General features: G+C 72.1%; 16 protein-coding genes and 4 tRNA genes. 11 read left to right on the top strand and 9 right to left on the bottom strand.

What is annotated here, in order from left to right; all coding sequences use genetic code 11:
• Positions 1–72 precede the first annotated feature (72 nt).
• From ACZ6QO_RS29255 to ACZ6QO_RS29245, 3 genes are all read left to right on the top strand, one after another.
• On the top strand, positions 73–1,008 hold the full coding sequence (locus ACZ6QO_RS29255; RefSeq protein ID WP_465855209.1) for an ABC transporter ATP-binding protein: 936 nt from the start codon (positions 73–75) through the stop codon (positions 1,006–1,008).
• Positions 1,005–2,534, top strand: a complete 1,530-nt coding sequence (locus ACZ6QO_RS29250; protein WP_465855207.1) for a DUF1349 domain-containing protein — start codon at positions 1,005–1,007, stop codon at positions 2,532–2,534. The genes ACZ6QO_RS29255 and ACZ6QO_RS29250 overlap by 4 nt, the downstream gene beginning before the upstream one ends.
• Positions 2,535–2,598: 64 nt before the next feature.
• Complete coding sequence (locus tag ACZ6QO_RS29245; protein ID WP_465855205.1) at positions 2,599–3,357, top strand: ABC transporter permease; 759 nt, start codon at positions 2,599–2,601, stop codon at positions 3,355–3,357.
• Between the two features lie 233 nt (positions 3,358–3,590).
• Here the strand turns inward: ACZ6QO_RS29245 and ACZ6QO_RS29240 are convergent.
• Positions 3,591–3,665: transfer RNA gene (locus ACZ6QO_RS29240), tRNA-Val, on the bottom strand.
• 440 nt (positions 3,666–4,105) lie between these two features.
• Between ACZ6QO_RS29240 and ACZ6QO_RS29235 the strand changes: the two genes are divergently transcribed.
• Positions 4,106–4,519 carry an SsgA family sporulation/cell division regulator gene (locus tag ACZ6QO_RS29235; protein ID WP_248960202.1) on the top strand — a complete coding sequence of 138 codons (414 nt, stop codon included), beginning with the start codon at positions 4,106–4,108 and terminating at the stop codon, positions 4,517–4,519.
• A gap of 136 nt (positions 4,520–4,655) precedes the next feature.
• Here ACZ6QO_RS29235 and ACZ6QO_RS29230 read toward each other — a convergent pair whose 3' ends face one another.
• On the bottom strand, positions 4,656–5,264 hold the full coding sequence (locus ACZ6QO_RS29230; RefSeq protein WP_465855203.1) for a DUF305 domain-containing protein: 609 nt from the start codon (positions 5,262–5,264) through the stop codon (positions 4,656–4,658).
• 152 nt (positions 5,265–5,416) lie between these two features.
• Between ACZ6QO_RS29230 and ACZ6QO_RS29225 the strand changes: the two genes are divergently transcribed.
• Positions 5,417–6,808 carry an LVIVD repeat-containing protein gene (locus ACZ6QO_RS29225; protein WP_465855201.1) on the top strand — a complete coding sequence of 464 codons (1,392 nt, stop codon included), beginning with the start codon at positions 5,417–5,419 and terminating at the stop codon, positions 6,806–6,808.
• 17 nt (positions 6,809–6,825) lie between these two features.
• Here the strand turns inward: ACZ6QO_RS29225 and ACZ6QO_RS29220 are convergent, their stop codons facing one another.
• The 4 genes from ACZ6QO_RS29220 to ACZ6QO_RS29205 are packed head-to-tail and all read right to left on the bottom strand — an operon-like array spanning position 6,826 to position 11,000.
• Positions 6,826–7,656, bottom strand: coding sequence for an aminotransferase class IV (locus ACZ6QO_RS29220; protein ID WP_465855199.1), 831 nt, complete (start codon positions 7,654–7,656; stop codon positions 6,826–6,828).
• Entirely contained in the window at positions 7,653–8,669 is a 1,017-nt protein-coding gene (locus ACZ6QO_RS29215) for a chorismate-binding protein (protein ID WP_465855197.1), read from the bottom strand. Before ACZ6QO_RS29215 ends, ACZ6QO_RS29220 begins: the two co-directional genes overlap by 4 nt.
• A 44-nt stretch (positions 8,670–8,713) precedes the next feature.
• A complete protein-coding gene (gene hutH, locus ACZ6QO_RS29210; protein WP_465855195.1) occupies positions 8,714–10,261 on the bottom strand; it encodes a histidine ammonia-lyase in 1,548 nt (515 codons plus the stop codon).
• A gap of 4 nt (positions 10,262–10,265) precedes the next feature.
• The gene (locus ACZ6QO_RS29205) at positions 10,266–11,000 is read right to left on the bottom strand and encodes an ArsR/SmtB family transcription factor (protein ID WP_465855194.1); all 735 of its coding nucleotides are present in this window, start codon (positions 10,998–11,000) and stop codon (positions 10,266–10,268) included.
• A 210-nt stretch (positions 11,001–11,210) separates the two neighbouring features.
• Here ACZ6QO_RS29205 and ACZ6QO_RS29200 point away from each other — a divergent pair.
• The 5 genes from ACZ6QO_RS29200 to ACZ6QO_RS29180 all read left to right on the top strand — a co-directional run bounded on the left by ACZ6QO_RS29200 (position 11,211) and on the right by ACZ6QO_RS29180 (position 16,385).
• A tRNA-Gly gene (locus ACZ6QO_RS29200) sits at positions 11,211–11,283 on the top strand.
• Positions 11,284–11,315: 32 nt separating this feature from the next.
• Positions 11,316–11,386: transfer RNA gene (locus tag ACZ6QO_RS29195), tRNA-Cys, on the top strand.
• A gap of 16 nt (positions 11,387–11,402) precedes the next feature.
• A tRNA-Val gene (locus ACZ6QO_RS29190) sits at positions 11,403–11,477 on the top strand.
• Positions 11,478–11,754: 277 nt separating this feature from the next.
• Positions 11,755–12,051, top strand: coding sequence for a trypco2 family protein (locus tag ACZ6QO_RS29185; protein WP_465855192.1), 297 nt, complete (start codon positions 11,755–11,757; stop codon positions 12,049–12,051).
• Between the two features lie 8 nt (positions 12,052–12,059).
• Positions 12,060–16,385 (top strand): trypsin-like peptidase domain-containing protein, encoded by a 4,326-nt coding sequence (locus ACZ6QO_RS29180; RefSeq protein ID WP_465855190.1) that lies wholly within the window; start codon positions 12,060–12,062, stop codon positions 16,383–16,385.
• A gap of 110 nt (positions 16,386–16,495) precedes the next feature.
• Here ACZ6QO_RS29180 and ACZ6QO_RS29175 read toward each other — a convergent pair whose 3' ends face one another.
• The 3 genes from ACZ6QO_RS29175 to ACZ6QO_RS29165 form a co-directional block, all read right to left on the bottom strand.
• Positions 16,496–18,880, bottom strand: a complete 2,385-nt coding sequence (locus tag ACZ6QO_RS29175; RefSeq protein ID WP_465855188.1) for a lantibiotic dehydratase — start codon at positions 18,878–18,880, stop codon at positions 16,496–16,498.
• 15 nt (positions 18,881–18,895) lie between these two features.
• Positions 18,896–19,207 carry a phosphopantetheine-binding protein gene (locus tag ACZ6QO_RS29170; protein ID WP_465855186.1) on the bottom strand — a complete coding sequence of 104 codons (312 nt, stop codon included), beginning with the start codon at positions 19,205–19,207 and terminating at the stop codon, positions 18,896–18,898.
• Between the two features lie 156 nt (positions 19,208–19,363).
• Positions 19,364–20,968, bottom strand: coding sequence for an amino acid adenylation domain-containing protein (locus ACZ6QO_RS29165; protein WP_465855185.1), 1,605 nt, complete (start codon positions 20,966–20,968; stop codon positions 19,364–19,366).
• A 240-nt stretch (positions 20,969–21,208) separates the two neighbouring features.
• Here ACZ6QO_RS29165 and ACZ6QO_RS29160 point away from each other — a divergent pair.
• The coding region (locus tag ACZ6QO_RS29160; protein ID WP_465855183.1) for a condensation domain-containing protein at positions 21,209–22,200 on the top strand (992 nt) is incomplete at its 3' end.

Genomic DNA, 22,200 nt, shown 5'->3' with positions numbered 1-22,200 from the left:
GCGACCCGGCTGGAACCGGGTGCCGCGTACAACCGTCGGCATGATTCCATTCCGAACCGGGAGCACGCCGCGATGAGCGCCCCAGGGATCGTCGTCTCCGGGCTGCGCAAGCGGTACGGGCAGACGTCAGCCCTCGACGGCATGTCCTTCTCCGTACGTCCGGGGGTGGTGACCGGGTTCGTCGGGCCGAACGGGGCCGGGAAGTCCACCACGATGCGGGTCATCCTCGGCCTGACCACGGTCGACGAGGGCACCGCGCTGATCGAGGGCCGGCCCTACCGCGACCTTCGGCGTCCGCTGTGCCACGTCGGCTCACTGCTGGACGCATCGGCGCTGCACCCCGGCCGCAGCGGGCGTGACCACCTGCTGTGGCTGGCGCGTTCACAGGGCATGGCCGTGCGGCGGGTGGACCAGGTGATCGAGCAGGTCGGCCTGACCCCGGCGGCACGGCGCAAGGCCGGCGGCTACTCGCTCGGCATGCGGCAGCGGCTCGGGATCGCCGCGGCCCTGCTGGGCGACCCGCCGATCATCATGCTCGATGAGCCGTTCAACGGCATGGACCCCGACGGCATCATCTGGATGCGCGGATTCCTGCGCTCGCTGGCGGCGCAGGGCCGCGCGGTGCTGGTCTCCAGCCATCTGATGAGCGAGATGCAGGACATGGCCGATCATCTCGTCGTGGTGGGGCGCGGCAGGGCCATCGCCGACGCCGGCGTGGCCGAACTGATCGCGGCCGCGTCCGGGAACCGGGTGTCCCTGCGGACCACGGCCGGGACGCGGGCCATGAGGGTGCTGGCGCACGCCGGCGCGACCGTGGCGGCCACCGGACGGGACGCCGTCACCGTCTCCGGCCTGCCCGCGGACCGCATCGTGGCGCTGCTCGGCGAGAACGCGGTGCCGTTCTCCGAGGTGTCGGCGCACCGGGTCACCCTTGAGGACGTCTATCTGCAGCTCACCCGCGAGGCGGTCGAGTTCCGCGCCGCGCCGCCTGCGGAGGTGCCGCGGTGACCGCCGCCGGCACGCCGCACCGGCCCGGCCCACGAGCCGGGCGGGACGGCTTCCTGCCGGTGCTGCGCGCGGAATGGACCAAGTTCCGGACGGTCTCGGGGTGGGTGACCGGCATGGTGTCGGCCGCGCTGATGGTGGTGCTGTTCGCCCTGCTCGCCGGGGCCAGTAGCGACCACAAGGGCTCGCCGCCCGTTCCGATCGGACCGGGCGGCGAACCGGTCACCGACAGCTTCTACTTCGTGCACCGGCCGCTGACCGGGGACGGCAGCGTCACCGTCACCGTCTCCGCGCTCGACAGCGGCATTACCGATGGTCCAGGGAACCTGCGGGCCCGCATCGTGCCGTGGGCGAAGGCCGGGCTCGTCGTCAAGGAGAGCCTCCGCCAGGGATCGCCCTACGCGGCGATCATGGTCACCGGCGGCCACGGCGTGCGGATGCAGAACAACTACGTCAACGACACGGCCGGCCCCCCAGGCCCGGTCTCCGCCGCGTCCGTCCGCCGGCTGCGGCTGGACCGCTCGGGCGACACGATCACCGGCTACGCCTCCGCCGACGGCGCGCACTGGACCAAGGTGGGCACCGCGCTCGTGCGCGGGCTCGGGCCGACCGTGCGGGCCGGGCTGTTCGTCGCGTCCCCGCCCGCCGTGGACGGCATGGGCACGCGCGGCAGCGTGTCCACGGCCGCCTTCGGGGATCTTCGCGTCCAGGGAGGCTGGACCGGCGGCGAGTGGACCGGCGAGCAGGTCGGAGCCGAGTCCCCCGGCTTCGCCGGTTACCCCGACGGCGCGTCGGGGTCGTTCACCGAATCCGGCGGCAGGCTCACGGTGACCGGCGCCGGCGACATGGCGCCCGCCGTTCGCGAGATCCTGCCGACCGCCGGCACCCTCCGGGAGATCCTCACCGGCACGTTCGCCGCGCTGATCGCGGTGGTCGTCGTCGGAGCGCTGTTCATCACCACGGAGTACACGACGAACCTGATCCACGTCACGCTGGCCGCCCGCCCGAAACGCAGCCAGGTGCTGCTGGCCAAGGCGGTCGTGCTGGGGAGCGTCACCTTCGCCGCCGGGCTGGCGGGGGCGGTCGTCGCGGGTCCGCTCGGCGAGCGGCTCGCCCGGGCCAACGGCGTCTACATCTTCCCGGTCGCGACCTCGACCGGACTGCGGGTGGCGCTCGGGACCGCGGCGCTGCTCGCGACCGCCTCGATCTTGGCCCTGTCGGTCGGCGCCGTCATCCGGCACAGCGCCGGAGCGGTCACCACCGTCATCGTGGCCATCGTGCTGCCCTACATCCTGACGGCCAACCCGTTCATGCCCGCGAGCGTGTCGAACTGGCTCGCCCGGGTGACCCCGGGCGCGGCCTTCGCCATCCAGCAGACGCTCGTGCGGTACGACCACGTCAGCAGCATCTACACGCCGTACGAAGGCTACTACCCACTGGCCCCGTGGGCCGGCTTCGCCGTCCTGGCCGCCTACACGACGGCAACCCTGACCCTGGCCCTCGTACTCCTCCACAGGAGAGACGCATGAGACCGCCCCTGCACACAGCGGCGAACCAGGCCGCGGCCCTCGTACTTACCCGCAGGAGGGAGGCATGAGATCGGCCCTGCGCGCCGAATGGACGAAGACGCGGACCATCACGAGTCCTCTATGGCTGCTGTTCGGCTCCGTCGTGTCGACAGTGGCCCTGAGCGCCGGGGCGGCTTCGGTGGTGAACTGCACGTCCACCGGCTGCGGCGGCGACACGACCAAGCTCAGCCTGATGGGCGTGTACCTCGGCCAGGCACCGATCACCATCCTGGCGGTGCTGGCCATCAGCGGCGAGTACGGCTCCGGCATGATCCGCACCACCCTGACGGCGGTGCCCCGGCGGGCCACCGTCCTCGCGGCCAAGGCCGTCACGCTCACCGGCGTCGTGGCCGCCGGCGGTACCGTCGCGGTCCTCGGGTCGCTGCTCGCCGGGTGGCTCATCGTGCCGGGCCCCGGCCACCGGGCCCTGTCCCTGACCGACGGACCGACCCTGCGAGCGGCCGCCGGAACGGTCCTGTACCTGATCCTGATCGCCCTGCTCAGCCTCGGCATCGCGACCACGGTACGGGACTCCGCCACCAGCATCGGGGTCGTCCTCGGCCTGCTCTACATCGTCCCCATCGTCTCCCTGACCATCGGCGATCCGGACTGGCAGCGCCTGCTCCAGAAGATCGCCCCGATGAGCGCCGGACTCGCCGTCCAGGCCACCACCGACCTGCGCGACCTCCCCATCGCCCCCTGGCCCGGCCTCGCCGTAACCGCCGCCTGGGCCATCGCATCCCTATCAGCCGGCCTCCTACGACTACACACACGCGACGCCTAGCGCCTTCGCCGCCGGAGATTCCCGGGTGGCCTGCCATCACGACCGCATTCAAGCCAGGGCAGCGCCGGCGGACGGCCCACGTCCATGGAATCAGCGAGGAAGATCGGGCGGTCAGCGGCGGCTCGTCCGGGGGCGTCCCCGAAGGGCGTACGTGAGGGCTGACCGTCGGCGGTGGTGGTGGGGTGAACGGCAGAAGACCCGCAGGCTTGGTGTTCGCCTGCGGGTCTTCGGGGTGGTGGGCGATACTGGGATCGAACCAGTGACCTCTTCGGTGTGAACGAAGCGCTCTCCCGCTGAGCTAATCGCCCCCGTGTGGCGTGGCCCGCCTGGGCCTTGCCGACGGGGAAAACCATACCTCACTCCAGGGGGTCCTGGCGAAGCGAGGGGGAGATCCGATCGCGAAAGGTTCCCCGGAGTCCGGCGGCGTGGCGCCCTGTTGTCATAGCATCGTCATGCCCCATACTCATCCGAATCGCACCACTTATGATCTTTACTCCGACACACGTGCAGATGCCCAGTAGGACGGCCGGACGACAGCTAAAACCCTCGCAAACACGCACCTCTAAGCGATGTTTGACCAGGTAGAGGCGCAAATGTCGCGCTGTGATATGCGTTACAGAAGGGCCCAGGAGCGGAATCTCTCCTGCAGGTCTCTTCGTTCCGCAGACACAGCTCCGGACGAAGTCCTTCAGAGCACCGCAACCCGAGCCCCGCGCAGGGGACCCACCGACGAAAGGCATGGCTGACGATGAACGCCACCGTCTCTGCCGAGCTGGGCCTTCGACTTGTGGTCCCCGACCGTACGACCGTCCCCCTGCTCGCCGGCCTGAGCTACACGGCCGACGACCCCTACGCCATCAGGATGGCCTTCCACGTGGGGAACGACGAACCGGTCGAGTGGATCTTCGCCCGCGAACTGCTGACCGTCGGCATCGTCAGGCGGGTGGGCGACGGAGACGTCCAGGTGTGGCCGGCGCGGGCCGACGGCGAGCGGACGCTCAACATCAGCCTCACCTCGCCCTTCGGCCAGGCCCTGTTCGAGGTCCCGCTGCCGCCGCTGACCGAGTTCCTGCACCGCACCTACGAGCTGGTGTCCGCCGGCCGCGAGACCGACTTCATGGACCTCGACGAGGAGCTGACGAACATGCTGTGGAGCTCCTGACCTCCGGCTGTTCGCCGTACTCCATCCCGTCGGCGCCCGTCCCGGGCACCGGAGCCGCCGCCGACCGGCCACGGTGGCCGCGCGCCGCGGCGCCGTACCGGGCACCGCGCACCGCAGCCGGCCGCGAGGCGGCCTCCTAGCGTGCCAGCGCTCGCATTCTGAGGATCTCCACGCGCTGCCCCGACGCCATGTCCTGGGCCATCTTGCGCATGATCTGGTCGGTGCCGCCCGCCAGTTCCTCCCCCGCCATCTTCACCGCGCCCTCGTGGTGCCTGATCATCAGGCGCAGGAACAGCGCGTCGAAGGCGGCCCCTCGCGCGGCGCGCAGCCGGTTCATCTCCGCCAGGCTCGCCATTCCGTACGCGTCAGGGCCCGCGGAGGCGCCGTGGCCGTCGTGGGCCGCCGCGGGCCGGCGGCCGAGGGCCCGCAGCCAGCGCGTCATCACGTCGATCTCGGGCCGCTGGGCCGCCGAGATGCGTCCGGCGAGGCGACGCACGCCGGGGTCCGCGGCGCGCGAGGGGGCGAGGCCGGCCATCTCCAGGGCCTGCCTGTGGTGCGGGACCATGCGCTCGGTGAAGCGGACGTCGGCGGCGGAGGCGCCCTTGGCCGGGCGGCCGACCTGCTCGCCGGGCTCGGCCGTGCGGCCGCCCTCTCCGGGCGCGCCCGGGACGATCACCGGCGCCCCGGTTCCGGCGACCAGGGGCCTGCCCGCGTCCGGCGTCTCGCTCGCGCAGGCGGTCGTCATGGAAGCAAGTCCGGATGCCAGCGCAACCGTTACAAAAACCTTGCACGCACGGCTCCGGTTCGACATAGCTTCCATACTGCGACACATTCCCATATGCGATACGAAACACGGGGGGCATTGTGGGCAGGCGGCGGTTCGGCATGTTCGCGTCCATGGCGGGCGCGGTCCTGCTGCTCGGGGCGTGCGCCGGCGAGGGGGCGGCGCCGTCCGCCGCGCCGGCGACCACCGGCCCCGCCGCCACGGCATCCTCCGCCGCTCCCGGCGGCGACCGGCACAGTCCGAACGCCAGGCTCCTGGCCCGCGTCCCGCTGTCCGCGCCGTTCGACGGCGAGGAGGCCTGGGGCACCGACCTGGCGTTCCAGGGCGACTACGCCTACGTCGGCAACTACGAGGGCTTCACGATCCACGACATCAGCGACCCGGCCAAGCCGAAGGTCGTGAACCGGGTCGTGTGCCCCGGCGGGCAGAACGACATCTCGGTCAGCGGCAACCTGCTGTTCCTGTCGGTGGACGACCCGCGCGACGGCGACAAGTGCGACAGCGGGCGCGGCGACCCGCTCGGCGGCTGGGAGGGCATCCGGATCTTCGACATCTCGGACAAGACCCACCCGCGCTACGTCAAGGCGCTGGCCACGGCGTGCGGCTCGCACACCCACACGCTGGTGCCGGCCAAGGACGATCCCAGCAAGGTCTACCTGTACGTGTCCTCGTTCGGGCCGGACGAGAACTCCACGACGTGCAAGCCTCCGCACGACACGATCGCGATCGTCGAGGTGCCGGTCGCCGCGCCCGCGCAGGCGAGGATCGTCGCCGAGCCGCTGCTGTTCGACGACGGGCCGGACGACGACGACAGCCGGCCGGGCGCGACCAGCGGCTGCCACGACATCACGGTCTATCCCGAGAAGGACCTGGCCGCGGGCGCGTGCATCGGCAACGGCATCCTGATGGACATCTCCGACCGGACGCGGCCGAAGGTGCTGCAGCAGATCACCGACACCGACAACTTCTCCATCTGGCACTCGGCGACGTTCAGCAACGACGGCAGCCGGGTGATCTTCTCCGACGAGCTGGGCGGCGGCGTGGCCCCGACCTGCGACGCCAAGACCGGCCCGGACAAGGGCGCGGACGCGGTGTACGAGATCACCAAGGACCGCAAGCTGGAGCGCAGGGCGTACTTCAAGATCCCCCGGTACCAGACGGCGTCGGAGAACTGCGTGGCGCACAACGGCTCGCTGCTGCCCGTCCCAGGCAAGACGATCATGGTGCAGGCCTGGTACCAGGGCGGCGTGTCGGTGGTCGACCTCACCGACGCCGACCACCCCAAGGAGATCGCCTACGTCGACCCGGCGCCGCTCACCGCCCCGGGCGACCACCCCGAACTGGGCGGGTCATGGTCGGCGTACTACTACAACGGCTACATCTACTCCAGCGACATCACCAAGGGCCTGGACGTCATCGCGCTCGACGACCCGCTGACCGACCCGGCCAAGAAGGTCAAGCTGACCGAGCTGAACGCCCAGACCCAGGTGTCGTATCCGGAGTGATCACCGGCTCGCGGTGATCAGGGGTCGATGTCGGCCGCGCTGCGCTCGGCGAACACGCGCATCGCCTTGGCCGTGATCGGGCCGGGCGCGGCGGGGAGCACGGTGTCGTCCACCAGCCGGATGGGCTGCACGTCGCGGGTGGTGGAGGTCAGGAAGGCCTCCTCGGCCTCGTACAGCGCGGAGATCGGCACGTCGGTCTCCTCACCGCCGTGCCATTCGAGCACCAGCGCGCGGGTCACGCCGGCCAGGCACCCGGAGGCGAGGGTGGGCGTGATCAGCGTGCCGTCGCGGACGATGAAGATGTTGCTGCCGGTGCCCTCGCACAGGTGGCCGGCGAGGTTGGCGAAGATGGCCTCCTGGCCGCCGCGCTCCTTGGCGTAGGCGAGGGCCTTGGCGTTGTCGCCGTAGGAGGTGCTCTTGATCCCGGCGAGCGCGCCGCGCTCGTTGCGCGGCCACGGCACCACCGTGACGGTGGCGCTCTCGGGGAACGGCGCCTGGGCGCCCACGATGACAACGGCGGTGGTGCCCTGGTTGCCGCGGTCGGAGCCGAGCGGGCCGTTGCCGCTGGTGTAGGTGACACGGATACGGCCGAGCGGCCACGGCGGGGCGGCCGCCAGGCAGGCGCGCACGCCGTCGGCGATCGCGTCCACGTCCGGCTCGGGCAGGCCGAGGCGCTCGGCCGAAAGCTTGAGCCGGTCCAGGTGCCGGGTGAGGGCGAACGACTCGCCGTTCATGCATTTGATCGTCTCGAACACGCCGTCGCCGACCATCAGCCCGTGGTCGAAGACGGAAACGCTGGCCTGCGCGGGGTCGAGCAGTTCGCCGTTGACCCAGACCGGAACGTTCATCTGTCCAAACTCCATTCTTGCTTCGTCAAGGCCCTCCCGGAGGCGAGCGCGATGAGACGGGAGGCCTTCAGCTCGGTCTCGCGCCACTCGCGCCGCGGGTCGGAACCCCACGTGATGCCGGCCCCCGTGCCGAATCGGATGAGGTCGTGCTCGACCCAGAACGTGCGGATGCCCACGGCCAGCGCGGCCCGGCGCCGGTCGGCGTCGACCCAGCCCACTGCCCCACAGTACGGCCCCCGTGGCTCAGGTTCGAGTTCATTGATGATTCGAACCGCGGAGGACTTCGGCGCGCCGGTCACCGAGCCGGGAGGGAAGGTGGCGGCGAACAGCTCCGGCCAGCCCTGCCCGGGCGCGAGTTCGGCGCGGACGGTGGAGACCAGGTGGACCAGGCCGGGGTGCCGCTCGATCTCGCACAGGGCGGGGACTGTGACCGAACCCACTCGGGCGACCCTGCCGAGGTCGTTGCGCACCAGGTCGACGATCATGACGTTCTCGGCGCGGTCCTTGTCGAGCAGGTCGCCGGCGGTGACGCCGGTCCCCTTGATCGGCCGGGATTCGACGACGTCGCCGTCACGGGACAGGTACAGCTCCGGCGAGGCCGACACGACGGTCAGCCCCGGCACGCGGACGGCGGCGGCGTACGGCGCGGGGTTGCCGCGCGCCAGCCGCCCGGCCAGCACCAGCGGGTCGGACTCGGGCGGCAGTTCGGCGGTCAGCACGCGGCACAGGTTGGCCTGGTACACCTCGCCCTGCTCGATGTAGGCGCGGATCCGCCGGACGCCGTCCTCGTACCCGTGCCGGTCCAGCGAGCCGGTCCATTCCAGGGACGCCGGCCAGGGGCCGGTCGGGGCGGGCAGCGGCGCCCGTCCGACCTGGTCGAAGCGTGCGCAGGTGACCTTGCCTTCGTAGGTCACCACGACGGCCCACCAGCCGGCTCCGTCCAGGGCGCCGAGGTCGGTGGTCACATCGCGCAGCCCGGTGGCCAGACGGCCGCCGACGTGGGCGAAATACACCTGTCCATTCTCCCGCGTGTGCCGGGCGGCCGGGGAGGCGCGTCTCAGGCGAGCGGGCCGGTCACCGACTCGGCGGCCGCGAGGACGGCGCCGTCGGCCACCAGGCGGGCCACCGACTCGATCTCGGGGGCCATGAACCGGTCGGGGCCGGGGCCGGCGACCTCCTGGCGCAGGGCGGCGACCACGGCGCCGGTCGCGGGGGCGGGCGTCAGCGGCCGGCGCAGGTCGAGGGCGCGGGCGGCGCTGAGCACCTCGACGGCGAGCACCCGCGTGAGCCCTTCGACCGAGCGGCGCAGCTTGCGGCCCGCCGACCAGCCCATGGAGACGTGGTCCTCCTGCATGGCCGAGCTGGGGATGGAGTCGACGCTGGCGGGCACGGCCAGGCGCTTGAGCTCCGAGACGATGGCCGCCTGCGTGTACTGGGCGATCATGTGCCCGGAGTCGACGCCCGGGTCGTCGGCCAGGAACGCGGGCAGGCCGTGGCTGCGGGCGACGTCGAGCATGCGGTCGGTCCGCCGCTCGGCCATGGACGCGACGTCGGCGACGGCGATCGCCAGGAAGTCGAGTACGTACCCGACGGGGGCGCCGTGGAAGTTGCCGTTGGACTCCACCCGGCCGTCGGCCAGCACGACGGGGTTGTCGACGGCCGAGGCCAGTTCGCGGCCGGCCACGGCGGCGGCGTGGGCCATCGTGTCGCGGGCGGCGCCGGCGACCTGCGGGGCGCAGCGCAGCGAGTAGGCGTCCTGGACCCGGGTGCAGGTGTCGTCGCGGTGCGAGGCCATGATCGCCGAGTCGCGCAGCAGGGCGCACAGGTTGGCGGCCGAGGCGGCCTGGCCGGGGTGGGGACGCAGCGCCTGCAGCTCGGGGGCGAACACCCGGTCGGTGCCGAGCAGGGCCTCCACGCTCATGGCCGCACTGATGTCGGCGGTCTTGAGCAGCCGGGTGAGGTCGTGCAGCGCCAGCACGAGCATGCCGAGCATGCCGTCGGTGCCGTTGATCAGGGCGAGGCCCTCTTTGGCGGCCAGCTCGACCGGCTCGAGGCCGGCCCGCTTCAGCGCCTCGGCTGCGGTCCGCTGCTCGCCGTCGCGGTCGCGGACCGGCCCCTCCCCCATCAGGGCGAGGGCGACGTGGGACAGCGGGGCCAGGTCGCCGGAGCAGCCGAGGCTGCCGTACTCGTGCACCACGGGGGTGATGCCCGCGCTGAGCATCCCGGCCAGGGCCTGGGCGGTGGACGGCCGCACGCCGGTGTGCCCGGTGGCCAGGGTGTGCAGGCGCAGCAGCATCATCGCCCGGACGACCTCGTTCTCCACCTCCGGCCCCGACCCGGCGGCGTGCGAGCGGACCAGGGAACGCTGCAGCTGGGCGCGCAGCGCGGGGTCGATGTGACGGGTGGCCAGCGCGCCGAAGCCGGTCGAGACACCGTAGGCGGGGACGGGGCTCTCGGCGAGCTCGTCGACCCGCGCCCGGGCCCTGGCCATCGCCGCGACCGCCCCGTCGGTGAGGCGGACGGCGGCGCCGTCGCGGGCGACCGCGACGATGTCGGCGAAGCTCAGCGGTTCCGGGCCGATCTCCACGACCTCGTTGTCGCGCATGGTGTCACTCTCTCGCATAGGTAACTGGCGTATTGGATGTTAGCCCCTTACAGGGGAACATCGCGGCCAGCCCCTTCCTGCCCAGGTCGGTCAGCTCCAGCAGGCGCCGGGCCGCCCCGCGCCGGTACCAGTCGCGCTCCAGCAGCGCCCCGGTGATCGCCGCGCCGAGCGCGCCACCGAGGTGGGGGCGGCGCTCGGTCCAGTCCACGCACGCGGGCGCGAACCTGCGGCGGGCGGCCCGCGCGGCGGCGACGTCGGCGCCCAGCTCGGCCAGGGCCGCCTCGCCCCGCGCGGTGACCTCGTAGGAGTCGAGACCGGCCAGATGCCCGGCCTCCAGCATGGCCGCCAGCAGCTCCACCCCGGCCCGCCCGGCCAGGTGGTCGTAACAGGTGCGCGCCTCCCGCAGCAGGCGGGCCTGCCGGGACTGGCGCAGCGACCGCACCGGCCGGGAAGGGCTGACCCGCGCCAGGACCTCCAGCACCTCGGCCACCTCGGGCCCCGACAGCCGGTAGTAGCGGTGGCGGCCCTGGCTGACCACGGTGACCAGCCCGCCGGCCAGCAGGCGGGCCAGGTGGGCGCTCGCCGTTGCCGGGCTCACCCCGGACAGCCGTGCCAGCTCACCGGCCGCGAGCGCCCGGCCGTCCAGCAGGGCGGTGAGCACGGCCGCACGGGTGGGGTCGGCGATCAGCGAGGCGACCGCCGCGATGTCGGCGTCGCACGCGACGTACTCCGCAACCATGTTCCGACCGTAGCCCAGCGATGCTTCCACCAGCGTCGAAGCATGACCGCCCCGAACGCCGCGGCGCGGGGCACATGGCCGGGCACATGGCCGGGCGCGTGGCCGGGATCACCTGGTGCGCCTGGCGGATCGGCGCGCTTCGGTTTGGGGAGTTGGCCCCTGATTCGCTAGAGTTCTCTGCGTGAGGCCGGGTGTTCACCGGCCGATCACGCGGACGTGGCTCAGCTGGTAGAGCATCACCTTGCCAAGGTGAGGGTCGCGGGTTCGAATCCCGTCGTCCGCTCGGAGAGGCCTTGCCGCGACGAGGCCTCGCCCGGTGGAGTGGCCGAGAGGCGAGGCAGCGGCCTGCAAAGCCGCGTACACGGGTTCAAATCCCGTCTCCACCTCTGCTTCATGTGACACGGGCGATTAGCTCAGTGGGAGAGCGCTACCTTGACACGGTAGAGGCCACTGGTTCAATCCCAGTATCGCCCACCATCGAAAGATCCCCAGGCCCACGGCCTGGGGATCTTCGTTTTTCCCGATCGCCGGGCACTCCGGCGGGGAGCACGCGCCCCTCATGGCGCCCCGCCACCTGCCCCATCCCCTGCCTCGCCGGCTCGCGCGTCCCATCCCGATCACGCGGCCCGCCATGCAGAGGCTCGGTTCGACGTACGGCTCCGCTCGCCACATTCCGGCCATTCTCCGCACCCAGGCGGGACGCGGAGGGAGCATGGGATGTCCCCGTCAACGAGATGGACAGGTGGAGTACGTCATGGACGAGCGAGTCGATCTGACCGAGTGGATTCGAAGCCTCAAAGAGCAGCTCACGGCGGCCGAACGGAACACCGGCCGGAACAACCCTCCCCTGTTCGCGGTCGGGTCGATCGAGCTTCAGCTGTCCGTGACCACCACCCGCGACGTGGAGGGGCACGCGGGCCTGAAGTTCTGGGTGGTGGAGGCGGAGGCGGCCGCGAAGGCGGGCAGCGGCACATTTCAGCAGATGACGCTGACGCTCACGCCCCTTCGCGAGATCAGCGTCTCGGATCCCGTCAACGAGTTCGACGAGTAGGCCGCTCCATGACGCCCCCCGGGCCGCGTCTCGACGCGGTCGTCGAGCTCCTCGTGTCCTGGCCGGACGGTGATCGGTGCCAGGCCAGCGGTCATCGCGTCGGCGATCGCCACGTGCTCACGGCCCGCCACGTGGTGACCGCCGGCCCTGATTCGGCGGAGAAGGTGAACGTGCGCTTCGGCGCGACCGGCGACGGGCGGCTTCATCCGGCGCGGCCGGTGTGGTCGAGCCAGGCTCCCTATGGCGATCTGGCACTGCTCGAATTCGAAGATCCGCTGCTCCCGCCGCCGTCCGGCCCCGTGCCGCTGGCCAAGGTGACGCCGACGCATCCGAGGCGGCCGCGTTGCGAGATCATCGGCTTCCCCCGGCATGCCAGGCGCGCCCACCCCTCCGGCAGGGGCGGCTATCGGGAAGGCGTGGTCGTGGAGAGCACCGTCTCCACGACCGGCGCCAAGCGCGGACTGCTGGAGATCCCGCTGGACAACAAGCAGTTCGAGGACATGAACGAATGGACGGGCATCTCGGGCGCCGGCGTCTTCGTCGAAGGATCGCTCGTGGGCATCGTGGTCAGGGTGGATCCAGCACGGCGGATGCTGCTGGCCGACCAACTCGGGGTCGCCACCGGTGACATCCGCGTCTCCATCCCCGGCTGCGCCGAGCCGGCCGCCAGCGCCCGCAGCCTGCGCCGGCTGCTGGCGGGCGACGCGTTCGACCTGCCTCCCGCGCGCAGACGGGCCGCTTACCTCGACCGGGTGGAGGCCGTGGCCGCGCGATGCCCGCGGCTTGTGGACCGGGAACGCGAGAAGGAGACGCTGCGGAGCTTCCAAGGGTCCTATCTGCTGTGCGGCGGGGTCCCCTGGTCCGGCAAGACGAGCCTCGCCGCCTCCTTCGCCGCCGGGCCCGGGCCGGGGATCGACGTGGTGTCCTTCTTCGCGTCCCGCCCGGAAGGGCAACAGGAGAATGAGCTGTGGGCGGCCGTGACGGATCAGCTGGCGGCCATCGCCTACGAACCGCCGCCCGCTGATCCCAAGGGCGCATTCGACGGCCTGTGGCGGCGGGCCGCCGAAGTGGCACGATCGAACCAGCGCACCCTGATCCTGCTGCTGGACGGCCTGGACGAACTCGACGAGGATTCCTCGGGATCGGGACCCATCGGCGCGCGCCTGCCCCAGTTCGTCCCGGACGCCGCCCGGGTGATCCTTTTCAGCCGCCCGAATCCGCGGGCCGGCGACCACGTCTCCCCCGACCATCCTCTGCGCACGGACGCGACGACGGCGGAGCTCGAACCCAGCGAACATGCCGGGAAAGCCCGTGACCGCGCCACCGCGGACCTGTCCAGGCTGCTGACCGCGGAGGACGGACTGCCCCGGCTCGTGCTGGGCCTGGTCACCGTGACCGGTCCCCTGTCCGCGGCGGAGGGCGCCGGCCTGCTGCGGGAACAGGGCATCGACGCGGACAGAGGGGACGTACAGCGGGTGTTCGACCGCGCGGTGTCCGGACGTGTGCTCCTGCACGCCGGCACCGACGACGGCGGACGCTACGCGTTCTCCCATGACGCGCTCCGTCAGGAGACCGAGCTCGGGGTGGATCGCCACCTGCTGGATCGGCACCTGACGGCCGTCCGGACCTGGGGCGACCGATACCAGCGGGCCGGCTGGCCGGAGGACACGCCGCGATGCCTGGCGGACGAGTACGGACGGACGCTGATCCGCGCGGGCGACAGGGACCGTCTCGTCCGACTGCTCACCTCGCCGGAGCGTCTGGATCTGCTCCGCCGGGTCACCGGATCGGACCTGCGGGCGATGGAGGACCTGCGCCAGGGACTCGGGATGCTCCTCCGGCCGGGCGACGACGACCTGCGCCAGGCCATACGGGCCGCCTCCATCGTGGACGTGATCCGCCGGGGAGACCGCGACGTGCCCCTCGATCTCGTACGCGCCCACGCGCACGCGGGGGCATGGGCTCGCGCCGAACATCTGGCCCGCCTGTGCGAAGGCGTGAGGGGCGCCGAAGCCCTGGTCGCCGTCATCGAGATCGCTCTGGACGCGGGGCACGCCGCCCGTTGCCGGCCGATGCTCGAACTGGCCCGCGAAAGGCTGGGGCACATCGACTGGGACGTTCAGCAGGAGAGCATCGACGACATCGAAGCGATACGCTCCCTCGTCGCCGGCATCAACCGATCGGACCGGCCGCCGCACGAGGATCCGGACGCCGCGCCGCCGAGGAACCGGCTGGAGCACGTCGAGTCGGCGGGGCTCCTCGCGCGCATGGTCACCTCGGCCGTGCGCCTGCACGGCTTCGCGACGGCCCGGTCGCTGGCGGCCCGCATGTGGGAACACGTCCACGAGGTGGCGCTGATCGACTCCTACTGTTTCGCGGCGTTGTCGCATGCCGCCTTCGCCGCCACGATGACCGGGGAGACCGACCGGGCCCGCGCGCTCCTGCGACGCCTGCACCGGTCGGTCGACGACGCCGTTCCCGCCGGTCACGGGCAGGCCGCGTTGCGGCGCGCCGCCGAGGCCGCGACCCTGGCCGGCATGGACGAGGCCCGGCACGCCTTCGCGCGCGCCATCGTCGTCCACCCGCCGGGTGTCCCCGTCGCGGTGGACGTCGACGAGACTCTCCGGCGGGCCGCCGGTTTGTCGGCCGAGCCGGCGAACATCCTGCACAGCAACGAGCATGACGACTTCCTGATAGGACAGGCGCATCTGTGCGTCGCAGCGGAGGACATGGAAGGGGCCGCGCGGCTCATCGGCGCCATCGCTTCGGCCGGCCCCATCTTCTCCTACGAGGCCCAGGTGGCCGGCGTGGCCCTCGCCGCCGCGAAGAAGGCACGCGAACCGGGGTCTCGTCACGTGCTGCCCGCCGCCGACGCGTACGTCCGCCGAACACGGATGAGGCGAACGCACAAGGACTGGAGCTCCGACCACCGGTCGGTCGCCGCGATCACCACCGCCGCCCTGTGCCATGAGCGGATCCAGGGCGAGGTCGAGCGGCGGACTGGCCACCTGGAGACGGACGTACGAGGCCGGCTGCTCTCCGCGATCGCTCTGGGAGCGGGAAAGGCCGGGGACGTACCGTGGGCGTTCTCTCTGTTGAACGGCCTGAGCGACTTCGACACGCAGGCGGTCCTGGATCTCGCCAGGTTCCTCGCCCGGACGGTCTTCTGGCCGCGAGCGCTGGCCCTGGTCTCCCAATTCCCGAAGTCCTCCTGGGCGGCCTCCGAGGTCGTGTGGTCCGCCGTCGAACCGGCCGTCCGGCTCGGAGACCACGGCAGGATCGTCGAACTGCTGAACGCCTACCCGGGAAATCCGTTCTGGCCCGGAACCGATGACCTGCTCCGTCATGTCGTCGCCACTTCGGCGCGGCTCGGATCCTTCGACCTCGCCCGGTCCGTCCTGCCCGAGATCGAGGGAAGGTTCGCACGCCTCGTCGCGCTCACCTCCGTGATCGCCGCGACGTCCGGCGACGGCCTCGAAGAGGATCTTCCCGCCTGGCTGGACGCGGTGGACCATCTGGCGCTGCATCTGTCCGGGCCGTTCCACCGCACCATCGCCTACGGCCACGTCGCGAAGGCGGCACTGGCCATGAACGACCGCCGGAGGTTCGAGCGGGCGCTCGGCCTGGCTCGCCGATGCTCCCGGCGGGTGAGGGGAAAGAGCAGAAGGATCACCGTGTTCCTCACCCTGGCCCAGGTCATGGCCGAGGCCGGCAGGCGGGCGGAGGCCGGCGGTCTCCTCTCGCGGGCGATGTCGGAGACCCGCTCCTGGAGCGACGGCGACTCGCGACGGGCCGGGGCGGCCGAGATCGCGTCCCTCTACTACTCCATCGGCCGGGCCGATCGCGCCCGCGACGCGGCGGCCGAGCTGCTCGATCCCGAACACCGGTACGGCGGCAACCGGTCATACGCGCTGATCGAAGCCGCGATGTCCGCGGGCGACGAGAAGACCGCCCGGCTCCTCGCCGAAGGATTGATCGACGATTTTCGCCGATCCCGGTTCCCGCCGGCAAAACAGTTCGCCGAGTTCCGGGTGGCGAAGGCGGCCACGTTCGCGGAGGCGGGGTTCTGGGATCTCGCCGACCGCGTGGCGCGGATCGCGCATCCCGGCACGAAACCCGAGATTCTGGCGGGCTTGGCCGTCGCCTCGGCTCGACGTGATCCGTCAATGGCGCGCAGGTGGCTGACCGAGGCACTCGCCGAGCATTTCTCCCCGGCCGCGCTGGCCGCCGCGTGCGCGCTCGACAGCGTGTCCGGCCCGGCGGCCCTGGACGAGGTCCTCCTGCGCGTCGGCGCGGACGCCCCTCCGGCGGCGAGGCCTACCGCGAAACGGTGAAAAACCGCCGGTCCAGACTCGGGCGTTCGCGGGTGACCGGGCGGTGGTCCGAGGCGGGACGGGAGCGGTGTGCTCCCGTCCCGCCTCGGGTTTCCGCCAGGAGGTGCGGGTCACCCTGCCGGCGCCATCGCGTTCCGGGTGGCGGGCTCGGGCTGGGGCAGTGGCCTTGCGTAGCGGGCGGGCGGGGCGGCGGGGCGGGCGCGGGTGTCGTCCACGGCGACGAAGCGCAGCTCCGAGGTGTAACGGTTGCCCTGGTCGTCGGTGAGCCAGGTCTGCTCGGGCGTGGGTTGCATCTCACTGATGGTGATCCGGCCCTGCGGGTCGTCGCGCAGCAGGCGGCGCACCGCCTTGGCGAAGATGTTCACGTAGACGGGGCTGTGGAAGTCCACGTAGAAGGGCCGCGGCTCGGTGGGCGACACCACGAACACGAAACGCGGCAGCTCCTGCGCCGTGCGCCACCGGCCGGCCCCGACGAACCGCCTGGCCTCGCTCTTGTCGTTCGCGAAGTCCATCGTCGCCGGGTCGAACCGCCAGGTCTCCCGCGCCACCGTCATCCGGTCGATCGTCACGCGCGGGAAGTGGTCGACGTCCTCGGGGACGATCCTGAACATGTCGAGCACCATCATGGTCAGGGCCTGCGAGAAGATGTCCACCAGGTCGAACACGCCTCCGTCGGGCAGCACGGCGACGAGCCGGCCGTCCTGGTCGCGGACGACGACGTCGGCGCTCGCGATCGTGCGCGGCCGGCGCGGGTCGGCGCTGGCGTCCGCCAGCGCGACGCAGTAGTCCTGGTCCCGGACGAGCGAGTACCTGGTGCGGGCGGACAGCCGTGCGCGGTGCTCCTTGGGCTGCAGCGGCATCAGGCGCGGCCCCGGGTGGTCGAGGTCGGTGAGCGCCAGCAGCTCGCCCTTGTCGGGGTGCTGGTTGACGAAGAGGGACGCGCCGAGCGTGTTGATGGCCAGGTGCAGCTCGCCGAGGGCCAGTTCGAACTCGCCGCGGCCGATCGCGTCCGCGTCCTCCGCCACGACGAGCACGTCCGGGCAGGCGTAGCGTGCCGTGGCCCATCCCGGCTCGGGCGCGCCGAACGCCTCGCGCACCCGGCCGGCGATGTCCGCGCTGGTCATCCGCACCCGCCGCGCGCCGGGCGGCAGGCGCAGGATGGACTCCCAGCGCTCGGCGAACTCCCGCTTGACGTCGGCCGCGTCGGCGACGGCGCCGCTGTGCAGCAGCGGGATGCACGCGAACCAGAAAGTGGCCAGGTCGAGCGGCGTCTGGCCGCGGCCCGCGGTCTGCTCGGCGTACACCTGGCGGGCGCGGCGCATGACCCGCTCGGCCAGGGTGGAGGTCAGCCAGGCGCCGCCGGACAGCAGCAGGTCCAGCGGAGCCAGGGCGTCGATCAGCTCGGTGCCGACCCGGACGCGGGCGGCGCGCATGCTGTCGGAGTAGATCAGCGCCCGGCACGGGGCGGCGCCGCCGCCCTTCTGGCGCTGCGCCGCGACCTGGGTGAGCTCGGTGAAGTCGGCCTCCAGCGCCTCGAGGGCCGCCACGAGCGCCTCGGGGTCGCCGGCCGCGTCACGGACCCGGTCGCGGCCTCGTTCCAGGACGCGCAGCTTGGCCAGGGCCCGCTCCCGGACGGCGGTGTCGCCGATCCGGTCGAGGAGCTCGCGCAGCCGCCGTTCCGGATAGGTGTCCGCGGGCACGTCGAGCCGCCACACGATCCACCGCCGCTTGACGAGCGCCTCCAGCACGGCGCGCACGTCGACGCCCGCGCCGAGCTCCCGCTGGATGTCGCGGGCCGCCCGGACGCCGTCGCACAGCCGGAGCACCTCCCACTCGTCGGAGCCGATCCGCGCCGGGGGCAGGCCGGGGACGCTCACCTCGGCGCCGGCCGCCCGGACGAACGGCATCCGCCGTGGCGCGAGCCATTCCCGGACGCCGGGGTCCTCGCTGACGCATCGCGCCACCGCGTCGACGGCCCAGCTCGCGAAGTACACGCCCGACTCGGCGACCAGCCCTTCGCCCGGCTCGACGGCCACGCCACGCGTCGACCGGTCCCAGGTGCCCCAGCCGACCGGGCCGAAGAAGCCGATCGTGTCGTTCTTCACGCAGAACCGCTGCCAGTAGTGGGCCACCAGTTCCTCACGCTGCCGCGCCATGCTCGGCCGCTTGCCCTCCGGCGTCCAGCGCAGGAACGGGCCGATCCCCGACGACAGGACCGTGCGGTTCTGCCAGGCCACCGCCGACTGGAACAGCGGCTGCCCGGCGATCTCCTGCAGCGTCCGCGACACCGACAGCGCGGCGGCGCCGAACCGCTCCTCGAAGTCGTCCCACTGGGGCCCGGACAGTTCCCCCGCCTGGCCGAACTTGTCCGCCGCCTCCGCCAGGCCCTCCGGTGCCAGCCGCAGGACGCCCGACGCGGGGAAGCCCGGTCCGCGCACTGAGATCTGGTTCCACAACCGCCACTGGCCGACGTGCGGCGCCGATGCGTCCTTCATGGTGGTGCTCTCCGTTCAGTTGAGGCCGGCGGCGTCGTCCGGGCCGCCGTCGCGGCAGATGTCCGCGACGGCGGCGGCGAGGTCGGCGGGCGTGGGGCAGGCGAACACCAGGGCGACGGGGACGTCGACATCGAGCGCGGCGCGCAGCCGCGCGATGATCTGGAAGGCGGTCATGGAGTCCCCGCCCTCCTCGTAGAAGTCGCTGTCGGGGCCGAGGCCGTCGTGGCGCATCGTCTCCCGGTACACGCCCACGATGAGCTCGGTCAGGTCGGTGGTCAGGTCAGGGGTGAGATCGGTGCGGGTCAGGTCGTCATTGGTCGTTGTCATGGTTCGCGCCCTTCCAAGGCCGGCGAGCTGAGACGGCGGGTGTGCTGGTGAGGATGGACGTCCTGTCCGGACGGTCCTGTTCTGACGGCGGCCGCGGGTGCGGCCTGCGCGGAGGGTGGTGGGAGGTGCGGCGTTCTCTGCGGGGTGGGCCGCGGGTCAGGCGTCCGGGACGCCGCGGGCGGGAGCGAGCGCCGTGAGCGCGGTCCGGTCGGCCTTGCCGCTGTGGGTGGTGGGGATGCCCTCGACGCGGTGGAACCGCCGTGGCATCAGGTGGGGTGGCAGCGTCCGCGCCAGATGCGCGCGCAGCGCGGCGTCCGTGACGCCGGCCGGCACGCCCGTGACATGGGCGACGAGGTGGACCCGGCCGCGCTCGTCGGCGGCGGAGGTGACCACCGCCCCGGTCACGGCCGGATGGGTCAGCAGGGCGCCTTCGACCTCGGCCGGCTCCACGCGGTAGCCGCGGATCTTGACCTGCCGGTCGGTGCGGCCGAGGAACTCAAGGACGCCGTCGGAGCGGCGCCGGGCCAGGTCACCGGTCCGGTACAGGCGGGCCCCGGGCGGCCCGTAGGGGTCAGGGACGAACCGGCGGGCAGTGAGGGCCGGCCGGCCGCCGTAGCCGCGCGCCACGCCCGCGCCGCCGATGAAGATCTCGCCGACCGCGCCGTCGGGGACCGCGAGCAGGTTCTCATCCAGCAGGCGGACCGTGACGCCGTCGATCGGCGTGCCGATCAGGTCGGCCTCGGTGTCCGGCTGCGCGGGAACGTCGTAGCAGGTGGAGGTGATCGTGCACTCGGTCGGCCCGTAGTGGTTGACCAGCCGGCCCGCGGCCAGCCGCCTGCCCCCGGCCGCGAGGAAGGGGCGCAGCGACTCCCCGGCGCAGAGGATCACCTCGATGCCGCGCAGCCGCGCGGCGACGCCCTCCTCCTGGGCCAGAGCGGTCAGCAGCGTGGGGGTGCTGCTCAAGACGGCGTTCACGCCGTAGGCCCGCACCGCGTCGGCCAGGGCGGCCGGACGCAGCAGCGTGGAACGAGGCGCCAGGACCAGGCGACCGCCCGCGGCCAGCGGCGCGAAGACACCCCGGATGGAGGCGTCGTAACCGAACGGGGCGAGCTGCAGCGCCACGGTGCGCGGGCCCAGCCCGCAGGCGGCGACGATGGACCGCAGGTACGCGAGCAGCCCGCCGTGTTCGATCATGACCGGGTTGGGGGTGCCCGTCGACCCGGAGGTGTGGCTGATGTAGGCGAGGGAACGCGGCGGGACGAGGTCCGGGAGCGCGTGCGCCGGCCGGTCGCCCAAGTCGTCGATCATGATGGTGGGGCCGTCGACGGGCAAAGCGAGCCGTTCCGCGAGCGCGGCGGTGGTGACCAGGAAACCGGCGTCCACGCCTTCGACCATCGCCCGAAGGCGCTGGACCGGCTGCCCGGGATCGAGGGTGAGGAACGCTCCGCCGGCGCGCATCACGGCGGCCATCGCGATCACGACGTCGACGCCCTCTTCGGTGACGACGGCGCAGCGGCTCTCGGCGCCGACCCCGGCGGCCGCCAGCGTCCGGGCCAGGCGGTCGATCCGGTCGGCGAGGGTCCCGTAGGTCATGACGGCGTGCGGCGTCACGACCGCGGGCGCGTCCGGGTCACGGGTGGCGTGGCCGCGGATGTCGTCGACGACGGTTCCCTGAGCGGCCCGGTTCTCCGGAGAACTCTGGACGGCGTGGTGCGCCGAAAGTCTCCGGGTCGCCTGGTGCGCAGAAAGCAGCCTTTTCATGTCGCAGAACGTAGGACGGCGCCGGCGAATAACGCAATCACCGCGCGGCGGAAATGGGCGGCACGCGCATTAGCGCGGGCCCGTTCGCCGAGGTCATCCGGCATGGGCGCATTCGCTGGGCAGAAGTGGCCACGGGGAGATGGTTGCAACTGCCCAGCTGGCAGCGGGCGGACCGGCTGGCAGGCTGGCGATTGTTCGATATGAACCGCAGCAGCCCGTGGACATGATGGGTAGGGCCCGATGGCGAATATCAAGTCAGCGGATGAATCGCGAATCCTTCACATCCGGCGAGACGTATTCGCCACGGATCGCGTCGAGAAAGACCGCGAATTCGGCGCCGCCGCCACTTCGGCGAGCGGCCGCGAAGCCACGTCGGCGTCCCGGGGCGATACCGCCTCGGCGGCCGGCCGGGAGGCCGTGAGCCTGCTTCGGAACGCCGACCGCGACACCGGCCGGAAGGCCGGTCGGAACGCCGGGCGGCAGGGGCCGCGGCCGATGGCGCGAGGCGGCCGGATCCCGTTGTCGTCCGCGCAGCGGCGCCTGTGGTTCCTGGACCAGCTGGAGCCCGGCGGCAACGAGTACCTGATCCGGGTCGCGTTGCGTCTGGTCGGGGCGGTGGACGTGGCGGCGTTGCGGCAGGCGCTGTCAGCACTGGTGGCACGACACGAAGTACTGCGCACCCGGTTCGCCGCCGACGACACCGGCCAGCCCTACCAGCTGATCGACCCACCCGCCCCCGTCGACCTGCCCATCACCGACCTCACCGGGCACGACCAGGACGACATCACCCGCCACCTCAACACCATCGCCGCCACCCCCTTCGACCTGGCCACCGGACCACTCCTGCGAGCGGCACTGCTGCGCACCGCACCCGACCAGACCATCCTGATCATCTGCCTGCACCACATCATCTTCGACGGCTGGTCGGAAACCATCTTCGCCCGCGAACTGAGCCGGCTCTACACCGCCGCCACCGACACCGGCACAGCCATCGGACCAGCCGGACCAGCCCAGCCGAACGGACTTCACAAGCCGCCTGAGCCGACCGAGCCGGACAAATTGTCCTGTCTGTCTGATCTGTCCGAGCTATCGAGGCGGGCCGGGCTGGGTGAGGTGCCGGTGCAGTACGCCGACTATGCCGCCTGGCAGCACCACCAGCTCACCACCGACCAGCACCAACGCGACCTGGACTACTGGCGCACCCAACTCACCGGACTACAACCCCTCCAACT

Source organism: Sphaerisporangium sp. NPDC049457 (assembly GCF_055586705.1).
This window is presented reverse-complemented; position numbering and strand designations above follow the sequence as displayed.

What these genes read in the sequence shown, in the direction of transcription:
- hutH (WP_465855195.1), bottom strand. Translation starts at nt 10,261, where the DNA reads ATGCGCGACAACGAGGTCGTGGAGATCGGCCCGGAACCGCTGAGCTTC.
- ACZ6QO_RS29205 (WP_465855194.1), bottom strand. Translation starts at nt 11,000, where the DNA reads ATGGTTGCGGAGTACGTCGCGTGCGACGCCGACATCGCGGCGGTCGCC.
- ACZ6QO_RS29255 (WP_465855209.1), top strand. Translation starts at nt 73, where the DNA reads ATGAGCGCCCCAGGGATCGTCGTCTCCGGGCTGCGCAAGCGGTACGGG.
- ACZ6QO_RS29225 (WP_465855201.1), top strand. Translation starts at nt 5,417, where the DNA reads ATGGCGGGCGCGGTCCTGCTGCTCGGGGCGTGCGCCGGCGAGGGGGCG.
- ACZ6QO_RS29165 (WP_465855185.1), bottom strand. Translation starts at nt 20,968, where the DNA reads ATGAAAAGGCTGCTTTCTGCGCACCAGGCGACCCGGAGACTTTCGGCG.
- ACZ6QO_RS29180 (WP_465855190.1), top strand. Translation starts at nt 12,060, where the DNA reads ATGACGCCCCCCGGGCCGCGTCTCGACGCGGTCGTCGAGCTCCTCGTG.
- ACZ6QO_RS29230 (WP_465855203.1), bottom strand. Translation starts at nt 5,264, where the DNA reads ATGACGACCGCCTGCGCGAGCGAGACGCCGGACGCGGGCAGGCCCCTG.
- ACZ6QO_RS29185 (WP_465855192.1), top strand. Translation starts at nt 11,755, where the DNA reads ATGGACGAGCGAGTCGATCTGACCGAGTGGATTCGAAGCCTCAAAGAG.
- ACZ6QO_RS29235 (WP_248960202.1), top strand. Translation starts at nt 4,106, where the DNA reads ATGAACGCCACCGTCTCTGCCGAGCTGGGCCTTCGACTTGTGGTCCCC.
- ACZ6QO_RS29170 (WP_465855186.1), bottom strand. Translation starts at nt 19,207, where the DNA reads ATGACAACGACCAATGACGACCTGACCCGCACCGATCTCACCCCTGAC.
- ACZ6QO_RS29175 (WP_465855188.1), bottom strand. Translation starts at nt 18,880, where the DNA reads ATGAAGGACGCATCGGCGCCGCACGTCGGCCAGTGGCGGTTGTGGAAC.
- ACZ6QO_RS29220 (WP_465855199.1), bottom strand. Translation starts at nt 7,656, where the DNA reads ATGAACGTTCCGGTCTGGGTCAACGGCGAACTGCTCGACCCCGCGCAG.
- ACZ6QO_RS29245 (WP_465855205.1), top strand. Translation starts at nt 2,599, where the DNA reads ATGAGATCGGCCCTGCGCGCCGAATGGACGAAGACGCGGACCATCACG.